Origin of the sequence: Streptomyces avicenniae (assembly GCF_000719135.1) — a bacterium.
Taxonomy (GTDB): Bacteria; Actinomycetota; Actinomycetes; order Streptomycetales; family Streptomycetaceae; genus Streptomyces; species Streptomyces avicenniae.
The window spans coordinates 40294-64183 of the sequence record NZ_JOEK01000006.1 but is presented as its reverse complement, the minus strand read 5'-3'; the positions used below and the strand labels follow the sequence as shown (position 1 = coordinate 64183).

Below are 23890 nucleotides of genomic sequence, written 5' to 3'. Positions count from 1 at the left end.
CGTCGTTGGCGCGACATTCGGGACCCGGGCCTCCAGTGGGAACCTCGCCGCGGGGCAGGACAGGAGCTACGCGGCGGGGCTCGCTTGCAGGGAACTACGGAACAGACTCTAAGCCGATGATCGATGATCGATCAAAGGGTGGGGACAAAAAATCATGGAATCGGAGAAATTGGCACTCCATGCCGGGGAATCAGGCACGGGGTGCACAGCCCAGGACGTGCTCCTTCACGATCCGCCCGATCGCCGGGTCACGCCGCCGGAACGCGTCGATCAGCTCCTGGTGCTCCTCGGCGTACGAGCGCTGCCGCGTCCCCAGCCAGCGGATCGACAGGCCCGTCCAGATCTCGATCCCCAGCGACTCCCAGGTGTGCAGCAGCACACTGTTGCCCGAGGCCGCCACCAGCACCCGGTGGAACGCCACCGTGTGCCCGACCTGCGCCTCCGCGTCCGCGACCCGGTCCGCCGCGTACAGCGCCGCCACCTCGGCCTCCAGCGCGGTCACGTCCGCGGCCAGCCGCGCGGCGGCCAGCTCGGCCGCGATCTGTTCGAGGCCCGCCCGCACCGGATAGATCTCCTCCAGGTCGGCGGCCGTCAGCGCGCGGACACGGACGCCCTTGTTCGGCGCCGACTCGATGAGCCGCAGCGCCTCCAGCTCCCGCAGCGCCTCCCGTACGGGTGTCTGGCTGACCTCCAGCTCGACCGCGATCCGCCGCTCCACGATCCGCTCGCCCGGCTGCCAGCGCCCGCTGACGATGCCCTCCACGATGTGCTCACGGATCTGCTGACGCAGCGAACGCACGACGGGTGGACTCATCCCGCACGCTCCTGTCGTTGGTTGTGCCGTTTGCTGACGATAAGCGCTCACCACAAGCCCGCGCCCCGCCCGGAGGCTCCGGGCGGGGCGCGGGGAAGAGCTGCCGGCAAGGCGGCCCGGGGTCAGAGCCCCAGTTCACCCTCGAACTGACCGGCCTCCAGGCGGGCCTTCACGTCCCCCAGGTAGCGGGCGGCGTCCGCGCCGTCCACCAGCTGGTGGTCGTAGGAGAGCGTCAGGTACACCATGTCCCGGATGGCGATGGTCTCGCCCAGCTCCGGGTGGTTGACGACGACGGGACGGCGCACGGTCGCGCCGATCCCCAGCTCCGCGACCTGCGGGTAGTTCACGATGATCGTGTCGAACAGCGCGCCGCGCGACCCGGTGTTGCTGATCGTGAACGTGCCCCCCGACATGTCGTCCGGGGTCAGTCCCTTGCCGCGCACCTTGGACGCCAGGTCCGCCGTCTTCTTGGCGATACCGGCCAGGGACAGGTCGCCCGCGCCCTTGATGACCGGCACCATCAGGCCCCGCTCGGAGTCCACGGCGATGCCGACGTTCTCCACGTCGTGGTACGTGACGGTGCCGTCGTCGTTGATCTTCGCGTTGATCGCCGGGTGCGCCTTCAGCGCCTCGGCGGCGGCCTTCACGAAGAACGGCATCGGCGACAGCTTCACGCCCTCGCGCGCCAGGAACGCCTCCTTGGCCTTCGCCCGGAGCCGCATGACGCGGGTGACGTCCACCTCGACGACCGTGGACAGCTGCGCCTGGTTGTGCAGGGCCTTCAGCATGTTCTCGCCGATGACCTTGCGGATACGGCTCATCTTCACCGTCTGACCGCGCAGCGGCGACGGCTGGACCGGGGCGGGGCCCGCGGCCTTCGGGGCAGCGGCGGCCTGGGCGGGCTGCGCCGCGGCGGCCTTCGCCGCCTCGGCCGCGTCCAGGACGTCCTGCTTGCGGATACGGCCGCCGACACCTGAGCCCTTGACCGACGTGAGGTCCACGCCGTTCTCGGACGCCAGCTTGCGCACCAGCGGCGTGACGTACGCGCCGTCGGCCGCCGGGGCGGCCTCCTGCGTACGGCGCGCCGCCGGGGCCTGCGCGGGAGCCTGCGGCTGCGCGGGCGCGGGGGCCTGCGCGGCGGGGGCGGCCTTGACCGGCTCGGGCTTCGGCTCGGGAGCCTTCGCCTCCGCCTTGGGCTCGGGGGCCTTGGCCGGTTCTGGAGCGGCGGGGGCGGCCGGTGCCTGCGCCGCCGGAGCCGCGCCCGCGGCACCGATGACGCCCAGCTTCGCGCCGACCTCGGCCGTCTCGTCCTCACCGACCGTGATCTCCAGCAGGGTGCCGGAGGTGGGGGCGGGGATCTCGGTGTCCACCTTGTCGGTGGAGACCTCCAGCAGCGGCTCGTCGGCCTCGACGGAGTCGCCGACCTGCTTCAGCCAGCGCGTGACGGTGCCCTCGGTGACGGACTCGCCCAGCGCGGGCAGGACGACGTCGGTGCCCTCGGCCGCACCCCCGGCGGGCTGCGCCGGGGCGGACTGCGCGGGCTCGGGCTGCGCGGGCGCGGCCTGGGCCGGCTCCGGCTGGGCCGGGGCCTGCTGCTGCTCCTGCTGCGCCGGGGCGGGCGCGGCGGCCGGGGCGCCGGAACCGTCGTCGATGATCGCCAGCTCGGCGCCCACCTCGACCGTCTCGTCCTCGGCGACCTTGATCGACGACAGCACGCCCGCGGCGGGCGCGGGGATCTCGGTGTCCACCTTGTCGGTGGAGACTTCGAGCAGCGGCTCGTCGGCCTCGACGTGTTCGCCCTCGGCCTTGAGCCAGCGGGTGACGGTGCCCTCGGTCACGCTCTCGCCGAGCGCCGGAAGGGTTACGGAAACCGCCATGGTTTCTGTTGCTCCTTACGAAAAGTGGCGGATGGAAACGCGCTCCGGTGATGACGCGCCAAGGTCAGTCATGGGAGTGCAGCGGCTTGCCTGCGAGGGCGAGATGGGCCTCGCCCAGGGCCTCGTTCTGCGTGGGGTGGGCATGGATGAGCTGCGCCACCTCGGCGGGCAGCGCCTCCCAGTTATAGATCAGCTGGGCCTCGCCCACCTGCTCACCGAGCCGGTCCCCGACCATGTGGACGCCGACGACGGCGCCGTCCCGGACGCGTACGAGCTTGATCTCGCCCGCCGTCTTCAGGATCTTGCTCCGGCCGTTCCCGGCCAGGTTGTACTTGAGCGTCACGACCTGGTCCGCACCGTACCGCTCCTTGGCGCGGGCCTCGCTGATGCCGACGGAGGCGACCTCCGGGTGGCAGTAGGTGACGCGCGGCACCCCGTCGTAGTCGATCGGCACCGGCGACAGACCGGCCAGCCGCTCGGCGACGAGGATGCCCTCGGCGAAGCCGACGTGCGCCAGCTGGAGCGTGGGGATGAGGTCGCCCACGGCCGAGATCGTCGGCACGGAGGTGCGGCAGTACTCGTCCACGGTCACGAAGCCGCGGTCGAGCGTCACCCCGTTCTCCTCGTAGCCGAGGCCCTGCGACACGGGGCCGCGGCCGATGGCGACGAGCAGCAGCTCGGCCTCGAAGGTCTTGCCGTTCGCCAGCGTCACGCGCACACCGTCCGCGGTGTACTCGGCCGACTGGAAGAAGGCGCCGAGGGAGAAGGTGATGCCCCGCTTGCGGAAGGCGCGCTCCAGGAGCTTGGAGCTGTTCTCGTCCTCCGCGGGCACCAGGTGCGGCAGGCCCTCGACGATGGTCACGTCGGTGCCGAACGACTTCCAGGCGGACGCGAACTCGACGCCGATGACGCCGCCGCCCAGCACGATCGCCGACTTCGGCACCCGGTCCAGGACCAGCGCGTGGTCCGAGGAGATGATCCGGTCGCCGTCGATCGTCAGCCCCGGCAGGGACCGCGGGACGGAACCGGTGGCCAGCAGGACGTGCCGACCGGTGTAGCGCGTGCCGTTCACGTCCACGGAGGTCGGGGACGATAGGCGGCCCTCACCCTCCACGTACGTGATCTTGCGGGAGGCCACCAGACCCTGGAGGCCCTTGTACAGACCGGCGACCACGCCGTCCTTGTACTTGTGGACCCCCGCGATGTCGATGCCCTCGAAGGTGGTCCTGACTCCGAACTCGCTGCCCTCCCGCGCGGCGTCGGCGATCTCGCCCGCGTGCAGGAGTGCCTTCGTGGGGATGCAGCCGTTGTGCAGACAGGTGCCGCCCAGCTTGTTCTTCTCGATGAGGGCGACGTCCAGGCCGAGCTGGGACGCCCGCAGGGCCGCGGCGTATCCGCCGCTGCCGCCACCGAGGATCACCAGGTCGTAAACGGTGCCGGCGTCGTTCGCCACGTCACGTTCCTCCAAGATGGGGTTGTCGGCCGCCGCGGAAAGGCGGCGGTGTGCGGCTCGCCTGGATGGCCTAGCCGGGCCCTGTCCTGCCGGACCCCATCTTCGCACGCTGCGCGACAGGGGCGGACGCCGCCCGGTACCGGGCGTACGGGGCGGCGTCCGCGCCCGTCAGCCGCTCAGCTCGCCGTCCGCGGCGCGCTCCGCCAGCCGGATCAGGGTGCGCACCGCCGTGCCCGTGCCGCCCTTCGCGGTGTAGCCGAACGGGGCGCCCTCGTGGAACGCCGGGCCCGCGATGTCCAGGTGTCCCCAGGGGACGCCGTCCGGCACGAACTCCTTCAGGAACACCCCGGCGGTCAGCCCGCCGCCCAGCCGCTCGCCCACGTTCTTCAGGTCGGCGACCGTGGACTTCAGGCTCTCGGCCAGCTCGGCGGGCAGCGGCATCGGCCAGGACTGCTCCCCGGCCTGCTCCGCCGTCTCGTGCAGCAGCGTCCTGAACGCGTCGTCGTTCGCCATGACGCCGAAGAGGCGCTTGCCGAGCGCCAGGACCATCGCGCCGGTGAGCGTCGCCACGTCCACCACGGCGTCGGGGGACTCCTCGCAGGCGCGCACGAGTGCGTCGGCCAGGACGAGGCGGCCCTCGGCGTCCGTGTTCAGCACCTCGACGGTGGTGCCGCCGTACGTCGTCAGCACGTCGCCGGGGCGCATCGCCGAGCCCGACGGCATGTTCTCGGCGAGCGCCAGCCAGCCCGTCACGTTCACCGGCAGGCCCAGGCGGGCGGCGGCCAGCACGGCGGAGAAGACGGCGGCGGCGCCGCTCATGTCGCACTTCATCGTCTCGTTGGCGCCGACCGGCTTCAGCGACAGGCCGCCCGAGTCGTAGGTGATGCCCTTGCCGACGAGCGCCAGCGTCGTGGAGGCCGCCTCGCTCGTCCAGGCCAGCCGCACCAGCCGGGGCGGCGCGACGGAGCCCTGCCCGACGCCGAGGATGCCGCCGTAGCCGCCCGCCGCGAGCGCCTCCTCGTCCAGCACCTCGACCTCGACGCCGTACTCGGGGGCGGCGGAGGCGACGAGGGCGGCGAAGTCGGCCGGGGTCAGCGCGTTGGCCGGGGTGTTGATCAGGTCGCGGGTGCGGGCGACCTCCTCGGCGACGACGAGGGCCCGCTCGGCCGCCGCCGCGTGCGTCGCGTCGGCCGCGCCCGGGTCGAGGACGGTGATGCGGGCGAGCGGCGCCGTGCCCTCGTGCCCCCGGCCGCGGAAGGCGGTGAACGTGTACGTGCCGAGCAGCGCGCCCTCCGTGACGGCCGCCACGGCGTCGTCGTCGGCCAGCGGGAGCGCCAGGACGGCGTGGTCGGAGCCCGCGAGCGCGCGGGTGGCGGCGCCCGCGGCGCGGCGCAGGGTCTCCGGCGCGTAGCCGTCGCCGCCGTGCGGCACGTCGCCGAGACCGACCGCGACCACCAGCGGTGCGGGCACGCCCTCGGGGACGGGCAGCTTGGTGATCTCCTCCTTGTCCCCCTTGGCGCCGACGGTGGCCAGGGCCGCCGCCAGGCCGCCGCCGAACGCCTCGTCCACGGCCGACGCCGCGGCGGGCCCCGGCGCGAGGACCGGGCCCGACTCGCCCCTGGCGATGCCGACGACCACCGCGTCGGCGGGGACGGAGGTGGCGGAGAGGTTGCTGAGGGTCAGTTCAGTCACGTGGGGTGATTCCGTTCCGTGGGGCGTCGTGATCATGTCCTGGCCGAAGGCCGGGCACGGGGTCCGTCCGGCCGCCGGTCGGGCCCGGAGGTTCAGAAGACTACGCCGGGCGGGACCCCGCCGGTTCAGGGCGCGGTGACCGTCCAGACCAGCAGCGCCGCCGTCGCGGCCGTCTCCGCGCACGCGCCCAGCACATCACCCGTCAGCCCGCCCAGGCGACGGGCGCAGTGACGGAGCAACAGCTCCGCAGCCGCCAGCGCGACGAGGACGGACAGCAGCCCGCCGAGGGCGCCCACGGCAGGCCGGTCCCCCCAGGCCAGCGCCCCGGCGACGGCCGACCCGAGGGCCACCGCGCCCGCGACGGCGAGCGCCGCCCAGGTCGGCACGGTCCGCGCGACGGTCGCGCCCATGCCGTCGGGACGCGCGGCCGGGGGCGCGTCCGCCCGGCAGACCCAGGTCAGCGCGGCGCGGGAGACGACCACCGCGCAGACGAGCGCGGTGAGCGCGCGCGCCCGCCCGTGCCCGGACAGCCCGGCGACGGCCGCGACCTGCGTCAGGACGGTCAGGAGGAGGACGAGGACGCCGAACGGCCCGATGTCGGAACGTTTCATCACCCGCAGCGCCTCCTCGGGCGGACGGCGGCTGCCGAGCCCGTCCGCCACGTCGGCCAGCCCGTCGAGGTGCAGGCCGCGGCTGAGCGCCGCGACCAGCGCGACGGCCAGGACGCCCGTCAGCAGGGCGTCGGCCTCCAGTTCGAGCAGCAGCCAGGACAGCAGGCAGGCGGCCAGGCCGAGGGCGAGCCCGGCGAGCGGCGCGCACAGCATGCCGCGGCGGGCGGTCGGCCGGTCCCAGCGCCCCGGGGGGCGGACGGGGAGCACGGTGAGGGTGCCGAAGGCGAACCGGAGGGCGTCGCGTGCGTCCGTCCCGGTGGCGGGAGGTGGCCCGGCGGGGGGCGGGGGCGGCGTGGCGTTCATCGCACCGGAGGGTAGCGGCAGAGGCTGACGTGCATGGGCTCGGTAGTGGACTGGTGGGAGCGGAACATCGTGGAGCCGGGGAAGCTCCCCCTGCTCCTGGCGCTGCTCGCGTTCGTCGTCACCTTCGTCGTGACCCGGTGCATCACGCGCATGATCCGGGCGGGCAAGGGTCCCTTCCACGACCTGTCGGCGGGCGGGCGGCACCTCCACCACGTGGTGCCCGGCGTGATCCTCATGTGCGTCGGCGGCTTCGGGGGCGTGGCGGCGCCCGGCCGCGGCTGGATCGCCGCGGGCACGGCGATCGTGTTCGGCATCGGCGTCGGCCTGGTGATGGACGAGTTCGCGCTGATCCTCTATCTGCACGACGTCTACTGGTCGGAGCAGGGCCAGAAGAGCGTGGAGGCCGTCGTGCTGACGGCGGCGCTGTGCACCATCCTGCTGTTCGGCTTCCTGCCGCTCGGGGTCGCGGGGGCGGGCCCGGAGACCTGGCTGGACCGGGGGAGCCTGATCGTGACGCTGGTGATCAACTTCCTGCTCGCGCTGGTCGCCCTCATGAAGGGGAAGGTCAGGACCACCGTGTTCGGGATCCTCGTGCCGCTGGTCGCGCTGGTCGGCGCGGTGCGGCTCGCGCGGCCCGGCTCGTTCTGGGACCGGCACGTCTACCGCTTCAGGCCGCGCGCGGCGGCACGCGCGCGGCGCCGCGAGGAGAAGCACGTGCGGCGCTGGGGGCGGCTCGAACAGAAGGTGGACGACCTCGTCGCCGGGACCCCGGCGCCGCCGCCCGGCGACGGCAAGGAGGGTGCCGGGAAGGCGAAGGACGACCAGGGAGGCGACGGGAGCTGACGCCCCGCCGCGTCACCTCACGTCACGTCGCGTCGGCGATGACCGCGGGCTCCGGCTCGCCGCCCCCGGCGGACGGCGCCACCGGCGGCGCCGACTCCCCTTCGCGCTCCGGCAGTTCCGCGGCCAGCGCGGCGGCGGCCCGTACCAGCGGCAGCGCCAGCAGCGCGCCGACGGCGTCGCCGACCGTCACCCCGTGGTCGAGCAGGGGGTCCATCGCCATCCGGTCCAGCGCCTTCCCCTGCGCGGGCTCACCGCTCGCCTGCCCGGCGAGCCACCAGTCCGGCGCGCGGAACGCGACCCGCTGCCCGACCAGCGCGCTCGCCGTCGCGACCACCCCGTCGAGCAGCACGGGGGTGCGCCGCACCGCGCACTGGAGCAGGAAGCCGGTCATCGCCGTCAGGTCGGCGCCGCCCACGGCCGCGAGCAGCCGCAGCTGGTCGCCGAGCACGGGCCGCGCGCGCCGCAGCCCGTCCCTGATGGCCGCGCACTTGCGCATCCACGCCAGGTCGTCGATCGGCTCGCCGCCCCTGCCGGTCACCACGGAGGCGTCCGTCCCGCACAGCGCGCCGATGAGCACGGACGCCGCCGTCGTCCCGCCGACCGACAGGTCGCCGAGCACGAGGAGGTCCGTGCCCGCGTCCGCCTCCTCGTCGGCGACCGCCATGCCCGCGCGGAAGGCGGCCTCGGCCTCCTCGGCGGTGAGGCTGTCCTCGACGTCGAGCCGCCCCGAGCCGCGCCGCACCCGGTACCGGGTGACGTCGCCCGGCAGGTCCTCGGGCGGGCAGTCGAGCGACATGTCGATGACGCGCACCGGCACCCCCAGCTGCCGCGCCAGGACGGCGCCCGGGCTCGTGCCGTCGAGCAGCGCGCGCACCAGCGTCACGGCGCTGCCCGGGGCACGCGCCGAGACGCCGAGCGCGGCGACGCCGTGGTCCCCTGCGAAGACGACGGCCCTCGGCCGCTCAAGCGGCGTCACCGGCACCCGTCCCTGCGCGGCGGCCAGCCAGCCGCCGACCTCGTCCAGCCTGCCGAGGGCGCCGGGCGCGAGACCCGTACGGGCGCGCCGCTCCTCGGCCGAGCGCCGCAGGCGGGCGCTCGGGCGCTCGATGAGATCGCCGAAGTCGTCGAGGTTGAGACCGCCGTCACTCATGCGCACGAGACTACCGCCCGCGTACGTGCCGCCACCGCTGCCCGCCGCCCCGTACGGGCGGGCCCGCCGCGTCAGCCCCGCAGCGTGAGCGCCGTGCCCGCGACGGTCAGCAGGACGTGCTCGCACTCGGCGGCCACCGCCGCGTTCAGGCGGCCGAGTTCGTCCCTGAACAGGCGCCCGGCGCGGGTCGCGGGGACGACGCCCGAGCCCACCTCGTTGCTGACCAGGACGACCGTCCTGCGGGTGGCGCGCACGGCGGCGACGAGGGCCGCGGTCCGCTCCGCCAGCCCGCGCGGCGGCCCCTCCCAGGCCCCGGCCGCGTCCATCGCGTCCGTCAGCCACAGGGCCAGGCAGTCGATGAGCAGCGGCGGCCCTTCGTCGTCCGCGAGGAGCGGCACGAGGTCGGTGGTCTCGGTGGTCGTCCAGGACGCCGGGCGGCGCTCCCGGTGGGCGGCGACGCGCTCCGCCCACTCCGCGTCGCCCGCGCGCCGCCCGCCCGTCGCGGCGTAGGTGACGCCGGGGAACGCGGCGAGCCGCCGCTCCGCCTCGGCCGACTTGCCGGAGCGCGCGCCGCCGAGCACCAGCGTGCGGCGCGGCAGGTCGGGGACGTGCCGGAAGTCGCCGACCGTCACGGTCGTCCCGTCGGGCACCGCGCGCGCCCCGGCCGCCGCGAGCCGCCGGTGCAGCTCGGGCCCCGGCGGCACGTCGTGGCCCAGGTGGACGGCGATCAGGTCCGTCGTCGGCGCGACGGCGCCCGCCGCCCGCAGCGTGGCCAGCGCCTCCGGCCTGCCCGCCACGTCGAGGAGGCACAGGTCGTACGGCACGCCGTCGCCCGTGCCCGCCGGGGCCGCGCCCGGCGGCAGGTACAGCAGCCGCGCGCCGTCCGGCCCGGTGACGGCGTAGCCGGTGCCCGGCTCGTCCACGGCGACCGCGCGCACGCGGTGGCCGCCCGGCAGGGTCACCTCCCGGCCGTCGGGCAGCCGCAGCGGCGCGGGCAGTCCTGGCGGCGGTTCGGGGAGCGGCCCGCTGTGCGGATGCGTCAGGAACACGCGCCGTACGCCGGTCAGCGACGTACCGGCCCGCGCGGCGGACAGCGCGGTGCCCGGCGTCAGGTCGAGCAGCAGGACGCCGTCGATCAGCAGCGCCGTGGCGGTGCGCGCCTCGGCGCCGAGGGCGCGGGCGCAGGCGGCGCAGGGGCAGCCGGGGAGCGGCAGGCCCGTGGGGGCGCCGGTGCCGAGGGCGGTGACCTCCATGGCGTCGATCCTCTCCGGCCGTGCGGACGGGCTCGCGCGGCGCCCGTCGGGGCGGGTGCGCGCGGGTGTGCGCCGCACGGCGTGCCGTGATTTAGTCTGCGGGCAGGTAGTCGCGGCAGGGGAGCAGGAGGCGGAGATGGCGTGGGAGTGGCGCTTCGAGCGCGCGGACGGCACGGCGGTCGAACCCCCGCAGGACCCGGGCGACTTCGGGACCCAGGGTGACGCCGAGTCGTGGATCGGCGAGAGCTGGCCCGAGCTGGTCGAGGCCGGTGTGGACCAGGTCTTCCTGCTCGACGGCGGCACCGCCGTCTACGGCCCGATGGACCTCCACGCCGCCGAGAGCTGACGCCCCGTCCGCCGCCCGCGCCCGGCGCGCGGGCGGCGCGGCAGGTCCGCCAGGCACCTCAGACCTCGCCGAGGGTGGCGCGGGCCTCGCGCCGGTCGCCGTCCCGCACGTACGTCAGCTCCACCCGCTCGCCCGGCCGCTCGGCGGCCAGCGCCTCGGACAGCGACACCACGTCGGTGACGTCCTCCCCGCCCAGCCTGACGATCACGTCCCCGGGGCGCAGCCCGGCGCGCTCCGCCGGGCCGTCGTCCGTGAGGTCCACGAGGGCCGCGCCCGCCGGTTCGAAACCGTCGCCGAGCACCGTGCGGACGGTCACGCCGAGCGCGGCGCGCCCCGAGTCCACCACCCGGCCGTGCTCGATCATCTGGTCGGCCAGGAACGTGACGGTCGAGGCGGGGATCGCGAAGCCGATGCCGGGCGCCTGCCCGCCGCCGAGCCCCGGGTCGCGGGCGGCCAGCGTCGGGATGCCGATGACCTGTCCGGACAGATTGACGAGGGCTCCCCCGCTGTTCCCCGGGTTGATCGCCGCCGAGGTCTGCACCATGTTGCCGAGCGTGGCCTGCCCCTCGCCCTCGCTGACGGAGCGGCCGACCGCCGAGACGATGCCCTGCGTCACGCTGGAGGACAGCCCCAGCGGGTTGCCCATCGCCAGCACGATCTGGCCCACCTCGACCTTCCGCGAGTCGCCGAACGTCGCGGGCCGCAGCCGGTCCGGCTTCTCGGTCAGCTCGATGACGGCGAGGTCCTGCTGCGGGTACGCCGTGACGAGCCGCGCGGGGACCGGCTGCTGGCGGGTCGCGAGCAGCACCTCGAACTCCTCGCCCTCACCCACCACATGTGCGTTCGTGACGATGTGGCCGTCGTCGTCGTAGACCACGCCCGAGCCGAGGCCGTCCTCGGTCGTGATCTGCACGACGGACGGCAGCACCTCCTGGACGACGTCCTCGTAGGCGTCCTGCAACTCGCCCGAGCGGGTCGGCTCCGGCGGGTCGGACGCCGCCCGGCCGCTGCCCGCCTCCTCGGCTGCGGTCGTGTCCGCGGTACAGCCGGACGCACCGGCGAGCAGCGCCGCCGCGCACAGCGCGGCGGCCGTGAGCCGGGTCAGGGACGGCGAGGTCTGCGACTGCGACATATGCCGCATTGTGTCCGCTTCCCGCCGTCACGCCGGGGAGTGGCACGCCCACCGCCGCACGGCACCCGAGCGGCGCACGCGGCGCCGTCCGCACCTCAGCGGCGCGGGGCCTCGCCCCGCTTGACCTGCGCGCGCGGCAGCCGCATCCGGCGCATCTGCATGGTGCGCATCAGCGCGTACGGCCTGGCACCACGGATGCTCTCGTCCGGGAACCGCTGCTGGAGCTCCTTCTTCAGCCGCCGCGACAGCAGCATCGAGTCGAAGACGATCGCCAGGATCACGACCACCCACAGCAGCAGCGCGATGTTCCTCGTCTGCATCGACGGCACCATGCTCAGCACCAGGATGAGCACCGCGATCGGCAGGAAGTACTCCGCCACGTGCCACTTCGCGTCCACGTAGTCCCGCGCGAACCGGCGCACCTGGCCACGGTCGCGGGCCGGGAGGTGCCGCTCGTCGCCCGAGAGCAGCGCCTCGCGCTGCTTCGTCAGCGCGACGCGCCGCTGCTCCCGCGCACGCCGGGTGGCGTCCTTGCGGTTCGCGGGCGCCTTGGCAGTGGCACGTCGCTGCGCCTCGGCCTCGCTGCGCCTGGGAGTCGGCCGCCCCTTGGGCGCCTGCGGGTCGCGCACCTGCTCGTCCCCCGTGAGAGCGGGGGTGCTGGTGGAATCTTCTTTCGAACGGCTTCGGAACACGTCTCCCAGCGTAACGGGCCGCCGCCCGAGTCCCCCCGGGCGTGCGGGGCACGAATCCGCAACGGCCTCCCCACCCGTCCCCCGGACCACCCTGAACCCGCGTCTCCTCCCCAGGCGGGAGACGGCGGCGCGGCTGATCGTCCTGAGGGAGGAAGCCACAGGGCGCCGGGCGGTGCGCTAATGGAGACGGGCCCCGTAGGGTAGTAGGGGATCACACGATGGGTCACAGGTTCGAGCCCGGTATGAAGGGGGCGCGCGAAGTCCATGAGCGGTGTCATGAAGCGGATGGGAATGATCTTCCGCGCGAAGGCCAACAAAGCCCTGGACCGGGCCGAGGACCCGCGCGAGACCCTCGACTACTCGTACCAGAAGCAGCTGGAGCTGCTCCAGAAGGTGCGGCGCGGGGTCGCGGACGTCGCCACGTCCCGCAAGCGCCTCGAACTCCAGCTGAACCAGCTGAACAACCAGTCCGACAAGCTCGGCGAGCAGGGCAAGAAGGCCCTCGCCCTCGGCCGTGAGGACCTGGCGCGCGAGGCCCTGACCCGTCGCTCGGGACTCCAGCAGCAGATCTCGGACCTCCAGCAGCAGCACGAGACGCTCCAGACGGAGGAGAACAAGCTCACCCTCGCGGCCCAGCGGCTCCAGGCGAAGGTGGACGCGTTCCGCACCCGCAAGGAGACGATCAAGGCCACCTACACCGCCGCGCAGGCCCAGACCCGCATCGGCGAGGCGTTCTCCGGCATCTCCGAGGAGATGGGCGACGTCGGCATGGCCATCCAGCGCGCCGAGGACAAGACCGCCCAGCTCCAGGCACGCTCAGGCGCCATCGACGAGCTGCTCGCCTCCGGCGCGCTCGACGACCCGACCGGCACCACCAAGGACGACCTGACGGCCGAGCTGGACCGGATCGCGGGCAACTCGGACGTAGAGTTCGAGCTGGAGCGCATGAAGGCCGAACTCGCCGGTGGCAGCTCGTCGGGCCGCCAGGCCATCGAGGGCGGCGACGCCGCCGGGACCCAGCAGGGCCAGGCCGCCCAGCAGGAGTCCCCGAAGTTCGACAAGCAGTGACGCCCCGCACGCGGTGACGCACGGCGTCCCGCGCGCGACGCGCCGGTGACCGACGAATGATGCCCGGGAGTGGTGGAGCGACATGATCGTGCGGATCATGGGGGAGGGCCAGGTGCGGCTGGACGACAGCCACCTGCCCGTACTGAACAAGCTCGACGACGAGCTGCTCGCGGAGGTCGAGGGCGGCGACGCCGCGGCCTTCCGCGGCACGCTCGACGCCCTCCTGGCGGCCGTCCGCGAGCTGGGCACCCCGCTGCCCGACGACTCCCTGGAGCCGTCCGAGCTGATCCTGCCCGCCGCCGACGCGTCCATCGACGAGGTGCGCGCCATGCTCACCGACGACGGACTCATCCCGGACTGAGCCGGCCCGCCGTGAATCCCGAGCAAGGCATCCGCGTCGGCCAGTGGGTACGCCGTCACCCGCTGGCGACCGACGTGATCTTCGCCGCGTTCGTCCTCGTCGGGATCCTGTTCGCCGCCGTCACCGTCTACGGGCACCCGGGCGGCACCGCCGGGTTCGGCAAGCGCCACCTCGCCGGGCACACCGTGCTGATCTCGGTCGCCGCCTGCGCCGTGCTCGTCGGGCGCCGCCGCTACCCGGTCTGCGTCCTCGGCGCGGTGTCGGCGCTGGTCATCACCGAGCTGGTCCTCGGCAGCTTCACCTACCTGCCCGGGCAGCGCAGCTCCTCGCTGGTCATCGCCGTCGTCATCGCCCTGTTCACGGTCGCGCTGCGCACCGACCGCAACACCACGCGCCGCGCCGCCGTCGCGACCGTCATCGTCCTCACGCCGGTCGCCATGGTCTTCGGCACACGCCCCTGGTACTCCTCCGACAACCTCGGCGTCTTCGCCTGGACGGCCCTCGCCGCCGTGACCGGCGAGGCCGCGCGCAGCCGCCGCGCCATGTTCGAGGCCATCAGGGAACGCGCCGAGCGCGCCGAGCGCACCCGCGAGGAGGAGGCACGCCGCCGCGTCGCCGAGGAGCGCATGCGGATCGCGCGCGAGCTGCACGACGTCGTCGCCCACCACATCGCGCTGGTCAACGTCCAGGCGGGCGTCGCCTCGCACGTCATGGACTCGCGCCCCGACCAGGCCAAGGAGGCGCTCGGCCACATCAGGGACGCCAGCCGCCGCGCCCTCGGGGAGTTGCAGAGCACGGTCGGGCTGCTGCGCCAGCAGGACGAGCCGATCGCCCCCACCGAGCCCGCCCGCGGCCTCGCCGTGCTGGACGACCTGGTGGACGGCTTCCGCAAGGCGGGCATGACGGTCTCGGTGCACGCGCCCGCGGCCGGGGGACCGCTGCCCTCCGCGGTGGACCTGACCGCGTACCGCGTCGTGCAGGAGGCGCTGACCAACGTGCACAAGCACGCCGGGCCCGAGGCGAAGGCGTGGGTCCGCATCGTCCGCACGGGCGGCCCCTCCTCACCCGAGCTGACCGTCACCGTGGACGACGACGGCCCCGCCCCCGCCGGGGCGGCGCACCGGAGCGTCCCGGCCGGGTACGGCAGCGGCCACGGCCTGACCGGCATGCGCGAGCGGGCCGCCGCCCTCAGCGGCACCTGCGAGGCGGCGCCGCGTGACGACCAGGGGTTCCGCGTCCGCGTGACCCTGCCGCTGCTCGCGCCCCGCCCGCCAGAGCCCGGCGTGACCACGGCCCAGGCCCCCGACGCGCCGCCCCCGGCACGCGTCGGGCCGCGCCGCGCCGCCGACCCCGCGGGGCGGCCCGCGTGATCCGTGTGGTCCTGGCCGACGACCAGGCCCTCCTGCGCAGCGCCTTCCGCGTCCTGGTGGACTCCGACCCCGGCATGACCGTGACGGGCGAGGCGCCCGACGGCGCCGAGGCCCTGCGGGTCGTCCGCGAGGCGGGCGCCGACGTCGTGCTGATGGACATCCGCATGCCCGGCATGGACGGCCTGGCCGCCACCCGCGCCATCAGCGCCGATCCCACCCTGGCCGACGTGAAGGTCGTCATCCTCACCACCTTCGAGTCGGACGACTACGTGGCCGAGGCCCTGCGCGCGGGCGCGTCGGGCTTCCTCGGCAAGGGCGCGGAACCTGCCGAGCTGCTCCAGGCCATCCGGCTCGCGGCAGCGGGCGAGTCCCTGCTCTCCCCGGCGGCCACCCGCGGCCTGATCGCGCGCTTCCTCTCCTCGGCCGAGGCGGCGGGGGAGAACCTGGACGGCTCCGCCCTCGACGTCCTGACGGCCCGGGAGCGCGAGGTGCTGGTCGAGGTGGCCGGTGGCCTGTCCAACGACGAGATAGCGCGCCGGTTCAACGTCAGCCCGCTCACGGTGAAGACGCACATCAACCGGCTGCTCACCAAGCTCTCCGCCCGCGACCGGGCGCAGCTCGTCGTCACGGCGTACGAGACGGGGCTCGTCCGCCCGCGCGGCGCCTGACCCGGGCCGCCGCGCGCGTCAGCCGGGCAGGGCGGCGAGCCAGTCGGTCAGCAGCCGGTTGACCTCGTCCGGCCGCTCCTGCTGGACCCAGTGGCCGCAGCCGTCGAGCAGGTGTGAGGAGACGAGCCCGGGCAGCGTCGTCGGGAAGGCCGTGATGGCGTCGGCGAGCCAGGTGGTGGACGCGTCCTCGGTGCCGCCCACGAACAGGGACGGCTGGGCGATCGGCGCGCCAGCCCAGGGCGCCAGGTCCTCCCAGTCGCGGTCCATGTTCCGGTAGCGGGCCAGCGCGCCGCTCAGCCCGGTCCGCTCGAACTCCCCGGCGTAGAAGGCGAGGTCGTCCTCGCCCAGCCAGCCGGGCAGCCCGCCGGTGGGGAAGCGCTCGCGCAGCGTCCCGCCGGGGGAGACGAAGTGCGGGTCGGGGGCGTCGGCGCCCGGCGCCGTGTCGGCGGAGAGCGCCGCGTAGACCCCGGCGAGCCAGCCGCGCACGTCCGGCTCGATCTCGGCCTCGGCACGGCCCGGCTCCTGGTAATAGCGGACGTAGAACTCGTCGCCCCCGCCCATCGCGGCGAACGTCTCGCTCGGGCGCGGCCCGCCGGGCGGCGTGTACGGCACGCTCAGCATCCCGACGGCGCGGAACGTCTCGGGCCGCAGCAGGGCGCAGTGCGCGGCGATGGACGAGCCCCAGTCGTGGCCGACGACCACGGCGGTCCGCTCGCCCAGGCCGTGCACGACGGCGGCGGTGTCCTCCACCAGGTCGAGCATCCGGTAGGCGGCGATGTCGCCGGGGCGTGACGAGCGCCCGTAGCCCCGCACGTCCACGGCGGCGGCGCGGTACCCGGCGGCGGCCAGCGCCGGGAGCTGGTGGCGCCACGAGTACCAGCTCTCGGGGAAGCCGTGGAGCAGCAGGACCAGCGGGCCGCTGCCCTGCTCGACCAGGTGGACGCGTCCCGCCGGGGACGGGACCAGGCGGTGGGTCGTCCCCGGGAGCGGCGTGTGGTGGGTCATCGGTCCTCCTCGTACGTGCCTGACGTCGTCACGGCGATCATGCGACGCCCCTGCGGCGCGGCGCGAGCAATCGTGCCGTTCCGGCAAGTCGGCGGCTCAGAGGAAGGCGGCCGAGGGGATGTACGGGCGTGGCGGGCGCATGCCGCGCAGGCACAGGAAGCCGCCCGCGTCCAGCGAGAGGCCCGCCGCCAGCCCGACGTCCACCGCCCACTCCTGCTCGGCCGTGAGCCGGGGGATGGTGGCCGTGGCGCCCGGCGGGAGGCTGAGGAGCGCGGAGGACAGCAGGCGCACGGCGATGCGCTGCGACGTCGCGGCCAGCAGCTCGACGCCGCCCGCGTCGTCCAGGTAGCAGTAGCCGCTCCCGGCGAGGTCGTCGGCGACGACGACCCGGCAGTGCCGCAGCAGCTCCTCGTGGTCGGGGCCGTGCGCGCTGCCGCGCAGCCGCCGGTCCACGGAGTCCATGAGGTCGCGGTGGACGGTGCCGCCCTCGATCGCCGGGCCGTCGGGGACGGTGAGGCGTGACGCGTCCACGGGGCCGGTCAGCCGCATCAGCGGGTGCAGCGCGAACCCGGCGCGCCGGTAGACGCGGACGGCGACGGGGTGCGTCCCGGCGCAGATCATGCCGCGCAGGGTGCCCCTGGCGTACGCGAGCGCGCGGCGCAGCAGCTCCGTGCCGACGCCCTTGTCCCTGGCCTCGGGGACGACGGCGAGGAGGGTGAGGCCCCAGAGCGTGTCGCGGCGCCCGGCGAGCGCGGCGCCGACCGGGCGGCCCGAGGTGTCCTCGGCGAGCCAGCAGCCCTCGGGGTCGGTGCCCGCGAAGTGCCGGGTGACGCGCTGGTGCCAGGCGGCGCGGGCGGCCGACCAGACGGCGGCGTCCTCCCCGGCCGCCGCCGCCACCGCGCGTACGGCATCGGCGTCCTCGCGGGTGTCCCGGACACGGCGCAGCAGCATGCGCCGATCCTCCCCGCCGGGCGGCGTCTTCGCCACACCGCCCGGCGGCCCGCGTGTCACGGCAGGGCGAGCATCCGTTCCAGGGCGAGCTTGGCGAAGTGCTCGGTCTCCGCGTCCACCTGGATGCGGCCGACGACCTTGCCGTCCGCCAGGGATTCCAGGGCCCACACGAGGTGGGGGAGGTCGATGCGGTTCATGGTGGAGCAGAAGCAGACGGTGCGGTCGAGGAAGACGACCTCCTTGCCGTCCGGGGCGAAACGGTTCGCCAGGCGCCGGACGAGGTTCAGTTCCGTCCCGATGGCCCAGCGGCTGCCCGCGGGGGCGGCCTCCAGGGCGGCGATGATGTGCTCGGTCGAGCCCACCAGGTCGGCGGCGGCGACGACCTCGTTCCGGCACTCGGGGTGCACCATCACCGTGACGCCGGGGACGCGCTCGCGCACCTCGTTCACCGATTCGAGCGAGAAGCGGCCGTGCACCGAGCAGTGCCCGCGCCACAGGATCATCCGGGCGCGCCGCAGCGCGTCGGCGGTGAGGCCGCCGTGCGGCTTGTGCGGGTTCCAGACGACGCAGTCGTCGAGCGAGAGGCCGAGGTCGCGGACGGCCGTGTTGCGGCCGAGGTGCTGGTCGGGCAGGAAGAGGACCTTGCCCGCCCCCTCGGGGCGCTGCCCGAAGGCCCACTCCAGGGCGCGCTTCGCGTTGGACGAGGTGCAGACCGTGCCGCCGTGGCGGCCGGTGAACGCCTTGATGTCGGCGGAGGAGTTCATGTAGGTGACCGGGACCGTCACGTCGGCGACGCCCGCCTCGGTCAGGACGTCCCACGCCTCGGCGACCTGCTCGGCGTTCGCCATGTCGGCCATCGAGCAGCCCGCGGCGAGGTCGGGGAGGATCACCTGCTGCGCGTCGGAGGTGAGGATGTCGGCGGACTCGGCCATGAAGTGCACGCCGCAGAAGACGATGAACTCGGCCTGCGGACGGGCCGCGGCGTCGCGCGCCAGCTTGAAGGAGTCGCCGGTCACGTCGGCGAACTGGATGACCTCGTCGCGCTGGTAGTGGTGGCCGAGCACGAACACCCGTTCCCCCAGGCGCGCCTTCGCGGCACGGGCGCGCTCCACGAGGTCGGGGTCGGAGGCCGCGGGCAGGTCCCCGGGACAGTCCACGCCGCGCTCGCTGGCCGGGTCGGTCCCGCGGCCGAGCAGCAGCAGCGCGAGGGGAGAGGGCTTGACGTCCAGGCTCTGGGCGGTGGTCACGGCATCCACCCTTCTTTCGTTAGCGGTGATCCGGAGTGTCAGCCGCCCTTTTCGTCGTACTGACACAATGGATGATAACCCTCTTCGCGTCAGTGTGACGATGCGGATTACGTCACTCCGGCTCCGGCACGCCCTGCCCGCGCCCCGCCCGGTGTGCGAGCATGGCAGGAGAAGCGGCGTCCGGGGACTCCGGCGCCTGAGCACCGGAAAGACGTGGCGGGCGGCCGGAATAAAACCCGCAGGGCCGCTGTTGCAGCCCGCTGCCAGTGCATTCCGAACGAGTACCCGGGAGAGACGCAGATGTCCGTTACGGAAAAGGCCGCCGTGAGCGACGGCATCATTCTTTCCGACACGGCCGTGGACAAGGTCAGGAGCCTCCTTGACCAGGAGGGGCGCGACGACCTCGCGCTCCGTGTCGCGGTCCAGCCCGGGGGATGCTCCGGTCTGCGCTACCAGCTGTTCTTCGACGAGCGCTCCCTCGACGGCGACGTCGTGAAGGACTACGACGGCGTCAAGGTCGTCACCGACCGCATGAGCGCCCCCTACCTCGGCGGCGCGTCCATCGACTTCGTGGACACCATCGAGAAGCAGGGCTTCACCATCGACAACCCGAACGCCACCGGCTCCTGCGCCTGTGGCGACTCCTTCAGCTGACCGGAAGGGCCGGGCACGCCCCGGCCCCCGATCCGGCCGCGAGGCGACGCGGAGGCGGCGATCCCCCAGGGACCGCCGCCTCTGTCGTGCCCGGGCCACCGGGCGGGATCACCCCACATGGATCACCGCACCGGCAGCTCCGAGCCGTCCTCGGCCAGCACCGGACGCCCGCCGACCGGCGCGTCCAGCGCCACCTCGACCGTCCGCTCCTCGGCGAGCATGATGCACGCCGTCTCCTCGGGGCGCTCCTCCGCCACCGGCGACACGAACACCGCGTCAGCCGACTCGTCCGCCGCGCCCGTGTACTCGTCGCACGGGCTGCCCCAGAAGGTCAGCGTCAGGGCGCGGTCGTCCTCCTCGTAGGGAGCCACCGACATGCCGGTGTCGGGCAGCTGCGTGCCGTCCCCCGGCTCGGCCGGTGCCTGCTGGGGCGGTGTGTCGGAACCGCCGTCGTCACCCGAACCGCCGCCCGAGCCGTCGGACGGCACGTACGCGTACGCCACCGCGGGCTGCTGCACCGGATAGGGGTCACCGGGCGCCGCGTCCGCCGGGCGGAACAGCCAGGACGGCACGAGCACCGGCTCGTCCGCCGAGTAGCGCAGCGCGAGGCCGAACTCCGCCGTCACCGCGAGCGGTTCCGCCGCGGCCGGGGCGGGATCGACCGCGCACGGCAGGATGTCGGGCGCGTCCGCCGCGCCGCCGTCGGGCTCCGCCTGCGTCCCGCCCTCGGGCACCGGCAGCGTCTCGACCGGGAAGCAGGGCTCGATCGACGGCAGATCCGCCGGGCCGCCCGCCGTCAGCGCCGCGTTCCACTCCTCAAGCGCCTCCTGGGCGCCGATCGCCGCCCGCTCCTCGGCCGCCACCGGCTCGGCCAGCGAGCCGTACGCCGCGACGACCGCGCCGCCCGTCGCGACGTGCACCGTCGTCTCCATGCCGCTCACCGGCAGGCCGTCCACCAGCGGCACCACCCGCACGAGCCGCACGCCCCCGGCCGTCGCCGACGCGTCCACCACCGCGTCGTCGCCCCCGGCGAGCCCCAGCTCGGCCAGCAGCGGGCCCGCCGCGTCCAGCGCCTCGTCCTCACCCGGCACGTCCCCCGCCGGGACCTGCGCCGCCGCGTCCTGCTCGACCGGGGTGTCCGGGTCGGCCGCGACGACCGAGGTGCCGTAGCTCCAGCCGCCTGGCGCCGCCTGCTGCACGGTGAGGACGCCGCCGTCCGCGTCGGGGCCGCTCGCCGTCCAGGCGCCCGCGTTCTCGCGCACCTCGCCCTCGACGCCCAGCGCGGCGGCCAGCCCGGCGGCCGTCCCCTCGTCCACGCCGCCGTCGAAGCGCTGCACGCTCGCCAGGTCGGGCCCGTCGGGCAGCGTGCCCTCGGCCGTCAGCTCGACGCCCGCCGGAGCGATCCCGCCCGCGGGCTCGGCGGCGCCCGCCTCCGTCGTCCCGCCCGCCGCGTCCAGCGCGAGCACCTCGGAGGCGCTGCTGCCGTCCGCCGCGGCGCCCGACGCGCCGTCACCCTCGTCGTCACCGCGCAGCGCCGCGGCGCCCCAGACCCCGCCCGCGATCACCGCTCCGGCGACCGCCGCGGCGATCGCCACGGACCACCGGCGGCGTCCCGCGGGTCCCGCCGCCGGCTCCTCCTCGTCCTTCGTCCCGGGGGTCTCGTCCTCAGCCACGACCATCGCTCCTCGCGCTCTCGGAAGTGCCGTCTGCGTTACGCCGGTTGGACGGGGCCGCGTGCCGATCGGTTCCCTCCGGGTAGCCTGGGGCCTTTCCGCAGCCGCCTCCCAGGGGAGCCACACCACCGTGCGTATCGCTGTTTCGGGTTCGATCGCCCACGACCATCTGATGACGTTCCCCGGCCGGTTCGTCGATCAGCTCGTCGGAGACCAGCTGCACACCGTCTCCCTCTCCTTCCTGGTGGACTCCCTCGACGTGCGGCGCGGCGGCGTCGGCGCCAACATCGCGTACGGCATGGGGCAGCTCGGCGCCGCCCCCGTCCTGGTCGGCGCGGCCGGGCAGGACTTCGAGGAGTACCGCGCCTGGCTCGACCGGCACGGCGTGGACACCGGCTCGGTGCGCATCGCCGAACTCCTGCACACCGCCCGCTTCGTCTGCACCACCGACGCCGACCACAACCAGATCGGCTCCTTCTACACCGGCGCCATGAGCGAGGCCCGCCTCATCGAGCTCCAGACCGTCGCCGACCGCGTCGGGACGCTCGACCTCGTGCACATCGGCGCCGACGACCCCGAGGCGATGCTGCGGCACACCGAGGAGTGCCGCACGCGCGGCATCCCGTTCGCCGCCGACTTCTCCCAGCAGCTCGCCCGCATGGAGGGCGAGGAGATCAGGACCCTCACCGAGGGCGCCGCCTACCTCTTCCACAACGAGTACGAGAAGGCGCTCATCGAGAGCAAGACCGGCTGGGGCGAGGACGACATCCTCGCCCGCGTCGGCGTCCGCGTCACCACCCTCGGCGCGCGCGGCGTCCGCATCGAGCGTGCGGGCGAGCCCCCGATCGAGGTCGGCTGCGCCGAGGAGCGCGCCAAGGCCGACCCCACCGGCGTCGGCGACGGCTTCCGCGCCGGCTTCCTCGCCGGCCTCGTCTGGGGCGTCCCGCTGGAGCGCGCCGCGCAGGTCGGCTGCATGGTCGCCGCCCTCGTCATCGAGACCGTCGGCACGCAGGAGTACACCCTCGGCCGTGACGCGTTCATGGAGCGCTTCACCAAGGCGTACGGCGACGAGGCCGCCGCCGAGGTCCGGGCGCACCTGGGCTGAGCCGCGCCCCGGACGGGCGGCCCGCGCGGCGCGGTTCAGCTCTCGCGCCGCACCCGGTACGCGGTGCCTGGCCCCGCGGGGTTCGGCCGCTCGTCCAGGAACGTCTGCCCCCGCATGCCGCACCAGGCGGGGATGTCGAGCCGGGCCGCCGGGTCGTCGGCCAGGACGGTGACGACCCCGCCCACCGGCACGCGGCCGATCTCGCGGGCCAGGTCGATCACCGGCAGCGGGCACAGCTTGCCCAGCGCGTCCAGCGTCAGCGTCGCCGGTCCGTCGGGCCCGTCGGTCCCCTCGTCCGCGGGCCCCGCCTCCGCGACCGGCGGCGGCGCCAGCTCGGCCCGCACCCCGGCCACCGCGCCGGGCAGCGCGGCCAGGAAGCGCCCCACCTCCTCCTCCGTCGTCCCCGGCGGCAGCGACACCCGGACGTTCCCCTCCGACAGCACGCCCATCGCGACCAGCACATGGCTCGGCGTCAGTGTGCTTGAGGTGCACGACGACCCGGACGACACGGAGTAGCCCGCCCGGTCCAGCGCGTGCAGCAGCGCCTCGCCGTCCGCGTACAGGCAGGAGAAGGTGACGATGTGCGGCAGCCGCCGCACCGGGTCGCCCACGACCGCGACGTCCGGCACGAGGCGCGGTACCTCCGTCCTGATCCGGTCCACGAGCGCCGCGAGCCGCGCCCCCTCGGCCGCCGCCTCCGCCCGCACCGCGCGCAGCGAGGCCGCCGCCGCGACGATCGCCGGGATGTTCTCGAAGCCCGCCGCACGCCCCGACTCCCGCTCGTCCACCGGCGCGCGCGGCGCGAAACGCGCCCCCTTGCGCACCACGAGCAACCCCACGCCGCCGGGACCGCCCCACTTGTGGGCGCTCGCCGCCAGCAGCGACCACGCCCCGGCCGGTTCCTCCCAGCCCAGCGACTGCGCCGCGTCCACCAGCAACGGCACGCCGCGCGCCCGGCACTCCTGCGCCGTCTCCTCCACCGGCTGCCGCGTCCCCACCTCGTGACTCGCCGACTGCACGCAGACCAGCGCCGCGCCGGGACCCTCGTCGATCGCCGCCGCGACCTCGGCCGGGTCCACGCGCCCGCCCCTGTCCACCCCGACCGTCCGTACGGTGCCGCCCGCGTCCGCGTGGGCGTCCGCCGCGTGCAGCACCGCCGAGTGCTCGACCGCCGAGACCAGCAGACGGCGGCTCACCCGGGCCCGGCCCGCGAGCGCGCCCTCGATCCCGGTGTGCAGCGCCCGCGTCCCCGACGCCGTGAACACCAGCTCGTCGGGGCGGCAGCCGATCTGAGCCGCGGCCGTCTCCCTGGCGGCGTCCAGCAGGAGCCGCGCGCGGCGGCCCTCGCGGTGCAGGCGGCCGGGATCGGCCCAGCCGTCGTCCAGCGCGGCGAGGAGGGCTTCCCTGGCGATCGGGTGGAGCGGCAGCGACGAGGCCGCGTCGAAGTAGGGCACGCCCGGAACGCTAATACCTCACCGGCCGATGCCCCCGGCCGCGTCCGGCGCGTTAGGCGCACCCTCCTCGCGTGGCGCCCGGAAGCGTCCAGTAGGGTTTGGTCCGCA

Annotated in this window: 22 protein-coding genes; 8 read left to right on the top strand and 14 right to left on the bottom strand. The window is 74.8% G+C overall.

Translation table 11 applies throughout. The features are described 5' to 3' along the window. Positions 1-190: 190 nt before the first annotated feature. The 5 genes from IF27_RS11675 to IF27_RS11655 all read right to left on the bottom strand — a co-directional run bounded on the left by IF27_RS11675 (position 191) and on the right by IF27_RS11655 (position 6810). Positions 191-814, bottom strand: coding sequence for a GntR family transcriptional regulator (locus tag IF27_RS11675; protein WP_052849423.1), 624 nt, complete (start codon positions 812-814; stop codon positions 191-193). Between the two features lie 122 nt (positions 815-936). Continuing rightward, a complete protein-coding gene (gene sucB / locus IF27_RS11670) occupies positions 937-2691 on the bottom strand; it encodes a 2-oxoglutarate dehydrogenase, E2 component, dihydrolipoamide succinyltransferase (protein ID WP_052849422.1) in 1755 nt (584 codons plus the stop codon). Positions 2692-2755: 64 nt separating this feature from the next. Next, positions 2756-4144, bottom strand: a complete 1389-nt coding sequence (gene lpdA, locus IF27_RS11665; protein ID WP_052849421.1) for a dihydrolipoyl dehydrogenase — start codon at positions 4142-4144, stop codon at positions 2756-2758. A 168-nt stretch (positions 4145-4312) separates the two neighbouring features. Further along, entirely contained in the window at positions 4313-5836 is a 1524-nt protein-coding gene (locus IF27_RS11660; protein WP_052849420.1) for a leucyl aminopeptidase, read from the bottom strand. 125 nt (positions 5837-5961) lie between these two features. Then, entirely contained in the window at positions 5962-6810 is an 849-nt protein-coding gene (locus IF27_RS11655) for an adenosylcobinamide-GDP ribazoletransferase (RefSeq protein ID WP_052849419.1), read from the bottom strand. Between the two features lie 33 nt (positions 6811-6843). Here IF27_RS11655 and IF27_RS11650 point away from each other — a divergent pair, with 33 nt between their 5' ends. Further along, positions 6844-7653 (top strand): hypothetical protein, encoded by an 810-nt coding sequence (locus IF27_RS11650; protein ID WP_052849418.1) that lies wholly within the window; start codon positions 6844-6846, stop codon positions 7651-7653. 22 nt (positions 7654-7675) lie between these two features. Here the strand turns inward: IF27_RS11650 and IF27_RS11645 are convergent, their stop codons facing one another. After that, a complete protein-coding gene (locus tag IF27_RS11645; RefSeq protein WP_052849417.1) occupies positions 7676-8803 on the bottom strand; it encodes a nicotinate-nucleotide--dimethylbenzimidazole phosphoribosyltransferase in 1128 nt (375 codons plus the stop codon). Between the two features lie 71 nt (positions 8804-8874). After that, complete coding sequence (locus tag IF27_RS11640) at positions 8875-10056, bottom strand: bifunctional adenosylcobinamide kinase/adenosylcobinamide-phosphate guanylyltransferase (RefSeq protein WP_052849416.1); 1182 nt, start codon at positions 10054-10056, stop codon at positions 8875-8877. On the opposite strand from IF27_RS11640, the gene IF27_RS32045 reads away from it, so the two are divergent. Further along, complete coding sequence (locus IF27_RS32045; protein ID WP_420822002.1) at positions 10055-10402, top strand: hypothetical protein; 348 nt, start codon at positions 10055-10057, stop codon at positions 10400-10402. The two genes, IF27_RS11640 and IF27_RS32045, sit on opposite strands and share 2 nt — an antisense overlap. A gap of 58 nt (positions 10403-10460) precedes the next feature. Here IF27_RS32045 and IF27_RS11630 read toward each other — a convergent pair whose 3' ends face one another. Beyond that, positions 10461-11534, bottom strand: a complete 1074-nt coding sequence (locus tag IF27_RS11630; protein WP_052849414.1) for a S1C family serine protease — start codon at positions 11532-11534, stop codon at positions 10461-10463. Positions 11535-11629: 95 nt separating this feature from the next. After that, on the bottom strand, positions 11630-12226 hold the full coding sequence (locus tag IF27_RS11625) for a DUF3043 domain-containing protein (protein WP_052849413.1): 597 nt from the start codon (positions 12224-12226) through the stop codon (positions 11630-11632). Positions 12227-12490: 264 nt separating this feature from the next. Here IF27_RS11625 and IF27_RS11620 point away from each other — a divergent pair, with 264 nt between their 5' ends. The 4 genes from IF27_RS11620 (at position 12491) to IF27_RS11605 (ending at position 15693) form a co-directional block, all read left to right on the top strand. Further along, a complete protein-coding gene (locus tag IF27_RS11620; protein WP_110945779.1) occupies positions 12491-13294 on the top strand; it encodes a PspA/IM30 family protein in 804 nt (267 codons plus the stop codon). An 82-nt stretch (positions 13295-13376) separates the two neighbouring features. Next, positions 13377-13655: a PspA-associated protein PspAA gene (pspAA, locus tag IF27_RS11615; RefSeq protein ID WP_052849411.1), complete on the top strand. Its 279-nt coding sequence runs from the start codon at positions 13377-13379 to the stop codon at positions 13653-13655. 11 nt (positions 13656-13666) lie between these two features. Continuing rightward, positions 13667-15025: a sensor histidine kinase gene (locus tag IF27_RS11610; RefSeq protein ID WP_110945778.1), complete on the top strand. Its 1359-nt coding sequence runs from the start codon at positions 13667-13669 to the stop codon at positions 15023-15025. Further along, positions 15022-15693 carry a response regulator gene (locus IF27_RS11605; protein WP_052849410.1) on the top strand — a complete coding sequence of 224 codons (672 nt, stop codon included), beginning with the start codon at positions 15022-15024 and terminating at the stop codon, positions 15691-15693. The genes IF27_RS11610 and IF27_RS11605 overlap by 4 nt, the downstream gene beginning before the upstream one ends. 18 nt (positions 15694-15711) lie before the next feature. On the opposite strand, the gene IF27_RS11600 is transcribed toward IF27_RS11605, so the two are convergent. From IF27_RS11600 to nadA, 3 genes are all read right to left on the bottom strand, one after another. After that, positions 15712-16698, bottom strand: coding sequence for an alpha/beta fold hydrolase (locus IF27_RS11600; RefSeq protein ID WP_052849409.1), 987 nt, complete (start codon positions 16696-16698; stop codon positions 15712-15714). 96 nt (positions 16699-16794) lie between these two features. Further along, a complete protein-coding gene (locus IF27_RS11595) occupies positions 16795-17649 on the bottom strand; it encodes a GNAT family N-acetyltransferase (protein WP_052849408.1) in 855 nt (284 codons plus the stop codon). A gap of 56 nt (positions 17650-17705) precedes the next feature. Further along, the gene (gene nadA, locus IF27_RS11590) at positions 17706-18896 is read right to left on the bottom strand and encodes a quinolinate synthase NadA (RefSeq protein ID WP_052849407.1); all 1191 of its coding nucleotides are present in this window, start codon (positions 18894-18896) and stop codon (positions 17706-17708) included. Positions 18897-19196: 300 nt separating this feature from the next. Between nadA and IF27_RS11585 the strand changes: the two genes are divergently transcribed. Then, the gene (locus IF27_RS11585) at positions 19197-19550 is read left to right on the top strand and encodes a HesB/IscA family protein (RefSeq protein WP_052849406.1); all 354 of its coding nucleotides are present in this window, start codon (positions 19197-19199) and stop codon (positions 19548-19550) included. 122 nt (positions 19551-19672) lie between these two features. On the opposite strand, the gene IF27_RS11580 is transcribed toward IF27_RS11585, so the two are convergent. Then, complete coding sequence (locus tag IF27_RS11580; RefSeq protein WP_190232908.1) at positions 19673-21223, bottom strand: hypothetical protein; 1551 nt, start codon at positions 21221-21223, stop codon at positions 19673-19675. Between the two features lie 130 nt (positions 21224-21353). Here IF27_RS11580 and IF27_RS11575 point away from each other — a divergent pair, with 130 nt between their 5' ends. Beyond that, positions 21354-22328: a carbohydrate kinase family protein gene (locus IF27_RS11575; RefSeq protein ID WP_052849404.1), complete on the top strand. Its 975-nt coding sequence runs from the start codon at positions 21354-21356 to the stop codon at positions 22326-22328. 35 nt (positions 22329-22363) lie between these two features. Here IF27_RS11575 and IF27_RS11570 read toward each other — a convergent pair whose 3' ends face one another. Further along, entirely contained in the window at positions 22364-23782 is a 1419-nt protein-coding gene (locus IF27_RS11570) for a cysteine desulfurase/sulfurtransferase TusA family protein (protein ID WP_052849403.1), read from the bottom strand. Between the last annotated feature and the right edge of the window lie 108 nt (positions 23783-23890).